General features: G+C 62.6%; 7 protein-coding genes. 4 read left to right on the forward strand and 3 right to left on the reverse strand.

The window, feature by feature from the left end; genetic code table 11:
- The 3 genes from EOA27_RS22570 to EOA27_RS40860 all read right to left on the reverse strand — a co-directional run.
- The coding region (locus tag EOA27_RS22570) for a Gfo/Idh/MocA family oxidoreductase (protein ID WP_145970474.1) at positions 1 to 795 on the reverse strand (795 nt) is incomplete at its 3' end.
- Between the two features lie 74 nt (positions 796 to 869).
- Positions 870 to 1,151: a hypothetical protein gene (locus EOA27_RS22575; RefSeq protein ID WP_040983044.1), complete on the reverse strand. Its 282-nt coding sequence runs from the start codon at positions 1,149 to 1,151 to the stop codon at positions 870 to 872.
- 35 nt (positions 1,152 to 1,186) lie between these two features.
- Entirely contained in the window at positions 1,187 to 1,474 is a 288-nt protein-coding gene (locus tag EOA27_RS40860) for a hypothetical protein (RefSeq protein ID WP_189343137.1), read from the reverse strand.
- A 137-nt stretch (positions 1,475 to 1,611) separates the two neighbouring features.
- Here EOA27_RS40860 and rpsL point away from each other — a divergent pair, with 137 nt between their 5' ends.
- The 4 genes from rpsL to EOA27_RS22600 all read left to right on the forward strand — a co-directional run.
- Positions 1,612 to 1,983 carry a 30S ribosomal protein S12 gene (gene rpsL, locus EOA27_RS22585; protein ID WP_006202128.1) on the forward strand — a complete coding sequence of 124 codons (372 nt, stop codon included), beginning with the start codon at positions 1,612 to 1,614 and terminating at the stop codon, positions 1,981 to 1,983.
- A gap of 9 nt (positions 1,984 to 1,992) precedes the next feature.
- Positions 1,993 to 2,463, forward strand: a complete 471-nt coding sequence (rpsG, locus tag EOA27_RS22590) for a 30S ribosomal protein S7 (RefSeq protein ID WP_027170372.1) — start codon at positions 1,993 to 1,995, stop codon at positions 2,461 to 2,463.
- Between the two features lie 27 nt (positions 2,464 to 2,490).
- Positions 2,491 to 4,581, forward strand: a complete 2,091-nt coding sequence (fusA, locus tag EOA27_RS22595; RefSeq protein ID WP_095818141.1) for an elongation factor G — start codon at positions 2,491 to 2,493, stop codon at positions 4,579 to 4,581.
- A 65-nt stretch (positions 4,582 to 4,646) separates the two neighbouring features.
- Positions 4,647 to 4,773: GTP-binding protein (locus EOA27_RS22600; protein ID WP_244571411.1), on the forward strand; the 127-nt coding region annotated here is incomplete at its 3' end.

The raw sequence follows: 4,773 nt of genomic DNA on the forward strand, positions 1-4,773 counted from the left end.
TTCGGCTTCCGGCTCATCGTGGATGACTTTGCCGTCGACGGCGAGCTTCGCGCCGCCGCCCGACAGCGCCATCTTGCCCTTGTCGGTCTCGGCCAGGATGTCCCAGCTCTGCGGGCCGGTCTGTAGCCAGTCGAGCTCCATCGCCACCGGCAGGCCATTCGACGTGCGGAAGGCGACATGCGCCGCGACCGGCGCCGCGCGGTTTTCGGGAAAGTCGAGCACGGCCGAGGTGATGAACATCGGCGGCAGGATATGCGTGGCGATCGACAGGGCGTTAATGCCCGGATCGAACACGCCAAAACCGCCTGGTTCCCAGATCCATTCCTGGTTCGGATGCCAGCGCCGCACGTCTTCCTTCCAGTTGATGGCGGCCGAGGTCAGCTTGACCGAGGCGAGGAAGGCGCGCGCGGCCTCTACCGCCGGCGCGTAGCGCGAATGCCAGCTGGCAAAGAGTGAGACGCCGTTCTTTTCGGCCAGCGCCTTGAGGTGCTCGACCTCGCTCACCGTCGCGCCCGGCGGCTTTTCGAGAAACACATGCTTCTTCGCTTCCAGCGCGGTGCGCGCGGCGTCGTAGCGGAACTGCGGCGGCATGCAGAGCGAGACCGCCTCGAGATCGGGCTCGGCGGCAATCATCGCTTCAATTGTCGGGTAGTTCGGAATGCCGTCGACCTTGCCATGGCGGCTCGCCGCGGCGACGAGCCGGTAGTCGCCGTCCTTGGCGACCGCCGGCAAATGCTGGTCGCGCACGATCTTCCCCACGCCGACGATGCCGAGCTTGATGGGATTGCTGGTCATGGGAACTCCGGAAAAGAAGAATGGCTGGCTAGGTTGTTGGAGAGGATCGGGAGGACGTTGTGCCGCCGGCTATATCAGAACGGTTCGTCAAAGGTGACGATCGAGACCTCGCCTTCCAGCGCGCCCTGGTAGGCCGACAGATGCGGCTCCTCGTCGGGCTCGCCTTCCATGTCGCCGATCTGATCGAGCTCGGCCTCCGCGAATCCCTCGGCGGCGAGCGATTCGAGCGCGCGGCGCACGGCAGAATCATCGTCAGGCGCCACCAGCATCACATGCACGCCCTCGGGCTTGCCGCCCTTCTTGCGCCAGACTCGTCCGGTGATGATGGTGACCGGCCGTTCTTCATTGTCGTTCACGGGCTGATTCCTCGTTTTCCGGCCCAAAGTCCGGCTCAGCCGCCTTTTGGCACGAAGCCGGTGCGGAAGACAGCCGCAAGCCGGTCACTTTCTTCCTCGCTCTTGAAAAAAGGCGCAATAAAATTACATGCCTTTTGCGCATGGCTGCCAAGCCTCGAATTGACCGCAATATTTGCCGTTGCGGGGTTGACGGGCAATGGCCTTACGAGTAGAAGCCGCGACGTCAGAACCGATGTGAGACCGGCCTTTCCGAGGCGACACGCTTTGGAGTTTGTCTCAAACAGGGTTCGTTTTACGAGCGAAAAGACATTTCCGGCGCGCATGAAGCGGCTTCCGCTTCCTCTGCAATTTGTTCGGGCAGGACCGCGAGACGCGGTGTGTTGCCCGAATTCGCGTATGGAAATGACGCTTTGAGCGGCCCTGACAGGGCAGACACGGAATTGAGAGACAAGAGGGTTTAATGCCTACCGTCAACCAGCTGATCCGCAAGCCGCGCCTGGCGCCGGTGAAGCGAAACAAGGTCCCGGCCATGCAGCAGAACCCGCAGAAGCGGGGCGTCTGCACGCGCGTCTACACCACGACGCCGAAGAAGCCGAACTCGGCGCTGCGTAAGGTGGCCAAGATTCGCCTGACCAACGGTTTTGAAGTGATCGGCTACATCCCCGGCGAAGGCCACAACCTTCAGGAACACTCGGTGGTCATGATCCGCGGCGGTCGCGTCAAGGATCTGCCGGGCGTCCGCTACCACATCATCCGCGGCGTGCTCGACACGCAGGGTGTGAAGAACCGCAAGCAGCGTCGTTCGAAATACGGCGCCAAGCGTCCGAAGTAAGGGTTTCCCATGTCCCGTCGTCACAGTGCAGAAAAGCGTGAGATCAACCCGGATCCCAAGTTCGGCGATCTGATCGTCACCAAGTTCATGAACGCCGTCATGTATGACGGCAAGAAGTCGGTTGCCGAGACCATCGTCTATGGCGCTCTGGACCAGGTCCAGGCCAAGACCAAGCAGGAGCCGGTCACCGTCTTCCACCAGGCGCTCGACAATGTCGCGCCGCATGTGGAAGTGCGCTCGCGTCGCGTTGGCGGCGCCACCTACCAGGTTCCGGTCGACGTGCGCCCCGAGCGCCGCCAGGCGCTGGCCATTCGCTGGCTGATCGCCGCGGCCCGCAACCGCAACGAGACCACCATGGTCGACCGCCTCTCGGGCGAGCTGATGGACGCGGCCAACAACCGCGGCACCGCCGTCAAGAAGCGTGAAGACACCCACAAGATGGCGGAAGCCAACCGCGCCTTCGCGCATTACCGCTGGTAACGCGAAAGAGACTGAGAGGCACCTCCCATGGCCCGCGAATACAAGATCGAAGACTACCGCAATTTCGGTATCATGGCGCATATCGACGCCGGCAAGACGACGACGACCGAGCGCGTCCTGTACTACACGGGCAAGTCGCACAAGATCGGCGAAGTCCATGACGGCGCTGCCACCATGGACTGGATGGAGCAGGAGCAGGAACGCGGCATCACCATCACGTCCGCCGCGACCACGACCTTCTGGAAGGGTCGTGACGGCAAGATGCGCCGCTTCAACATCATCGACACCCCCGGACACGTCGACTTCACCATTGAGGTCGAGCGTTCGCTGCGCGTGCTCGACGGCGCCATCGCGCTGCTCGATGCCAACGCCGGCGTGGAGCCGCAGACCGAGACCGTGTGGCGTCAGGCCGACAAGTACCACGTGCCGCGCATGATCTTCTGCAACAAGATGGACAAGATCGGCGCCGACTTCTATCGCTCTGAAGAAATGATCGGCTCGCGCCTCGGCGCGCAGGCCGTCGTCATGCAGCTGCCGATCGGCGCCGAGACCGAGTTCAAGGGCGTCGTCGACCTCGTCGAGATGAACGCGCTCGTCTGGCGCGACGAGACGCTGGGCGCTGCTTGGGACGTCGTCGAGATCCCGGCCGACCTCAAAGCCAAGGCCGAGCAGTACCGCGAGAAGATGATCGAAGCCGCCGTCGAGATGGACGAGACCGCGCTCGAGAACTATCTCGAAGGCAAGATGCCGTCGAATGACGAGATCCGCGCGCTGATCCGCAAGGGCACCATCGCGGTCAAGTTCTTCCCGATGTTCTGCGGCTCGGCCTTTAAGAACAAGGGCGTGCAGCCGCTGCTCGACGCTGTCGTCGAATACCTGCCGTCGCCGATCGACGTGCCGGCCATCAAGGGCGTCGACGCCAAGACCGACGCCGAGATCGAACGTCACGCCGACGACAACGAGCCGCTGTCGATGCTGGCGTTCAAGATCATGAACGACCCGTTCGTCGGTTCGCTGACCTTTGCCCGCATCTATTCGGGCAAGCTCACCAAGGGCACCTCGCTCGACAACACGGTGAAGGGCAAGAAGGAGCGCATCGGCCGCATGCTGCAGATGCATGCGAACTCGCGCGCCGACATCGAGGAAGCCTATGCCGGCGACATCGTTGCGCTGGCCGGCCTCAAGGACACGACCACGGGCGACACGCTCTGCGATCCGCTGCACCCGGTCATCCTCGAGCGCATGGAATTCCCCGATCCGGTCATCCAGATCGCCATCGAGCCGAAGACCAAGAACGACCAGGAAAAGATGGGCCTCGCGCTGCATCGCCTGGCGGCCGAGGATCCGTCCTTCCGCGTCAAGACCGACGAGGAATCGGGCCAGACCATCATCGCCGGCATGGGCGAGCTGCATCTCGACATCATCGTCGACCGCATGCGCCGCGAGTTCAAGGTCGAGGCCAATGTCGGCGCGCCGCAGGTGGCTTATCGCGAGACGATCACCCGCACGCACGAGCAGGATTACACGCACAAGAAGCAGACCGGCGGTACCGGCCAGTTCGCTCGCGTCAAGATCATCTTCGAGCCGAACACCGAGAGCGAAGAGTTCGTGTTCGAGTCCAAGATCGTCGGCGGTGCGGTTCCGAAGGAATACATCCCGGGCGTCGAGAAGGGCATCAACAGCGTCATGGGTTCCGGCCCGTTCGCCGGCTTCCCGATGATCGGCGTCAAGGCGACCCTCGTGGATGGCGCCTTCCACGACGTCGACTCCTCGGTGCTGGCGTTCGAAATCGCCTCCCGCGCCTGCTTCAAGGAAGCCGCTCCGCGCCTCGGCGTGCAGCTGCTTGAGCCGATCATGAAGGTCGAGGTCGTGACGCCGGAAGATTATGTCGGCGGCGTCATCGGCGACCTCAACGGCCGTCGTGGCCAGATCCAGGGTCAGGAAGCGCGTGGCGTTGCCGTCGTCATCAACGCGATGGTGCCGCTGGCGAACATGTTCAAGTACGTCGACAATCTGCGTTCGATGTCGCAGGGCCGCGCCCAGTACACGATGCAGTTCGACCACTACGAGCCGGTTCCGACCGCGGTCGCCCAGGAAGTTCAGAAGAAATACGCGTAACTCGAGCGGGTTGCACGAGACCTTAATTCAAGGCCCGCACGGGCAAGCAGGATTGGAGAGATCACATGGCAAAAGGTAAATTCGAGCGCACCAAGCCGCATGTGAACATTGGCACGATCGGTCACGTCGATCATGGCAAGACGTCGCTGACGGCGGCGATCACGAAGTATTTTGGCGAATACAAGCGCTATG

The organism is Mesorhizobium sp. M2A.F.Ca.ET.037.01.1.1, from assembly GCF_003998075.1.
Lineage (GTDB): Bacteria > Pseudomonadota > Alphaproteobacteria > Rhizobiales > Rhizobiaceae > Mesorhizobium.

Excerpts from the sequence above, each read along its gene's own strand:
- rpsG (WP_027170372.1), top strand. The coding sequence starts at position 1,993 with ATGTCCCGTCGTCACAGTGCAGAAAAGCGTGAGATCAACCCGGATCCC.
- rpsL (WP_006202128.1), top strand. The coding sequence starts at position 1,612 with ATGCCTACCGTCAACCAGCTGATCCGCAAGCCGCGCCTGGCGCCGGTG.
- fusA (WP_095818141.1), top strand. The coding sequence starts at position 2,491 with ATGGCCCGCGAATACAAGATCGAAGACTACCGCAATTTCGGTATCATG.
- EOA27_RS40860 (WP_189343137.1), bottom strand. The coding sequence starts at position 1,474 with ATGCGCGCCGGAAATGTCTTTTCGCTCGTAAAACGAACCCTGTTTGAG.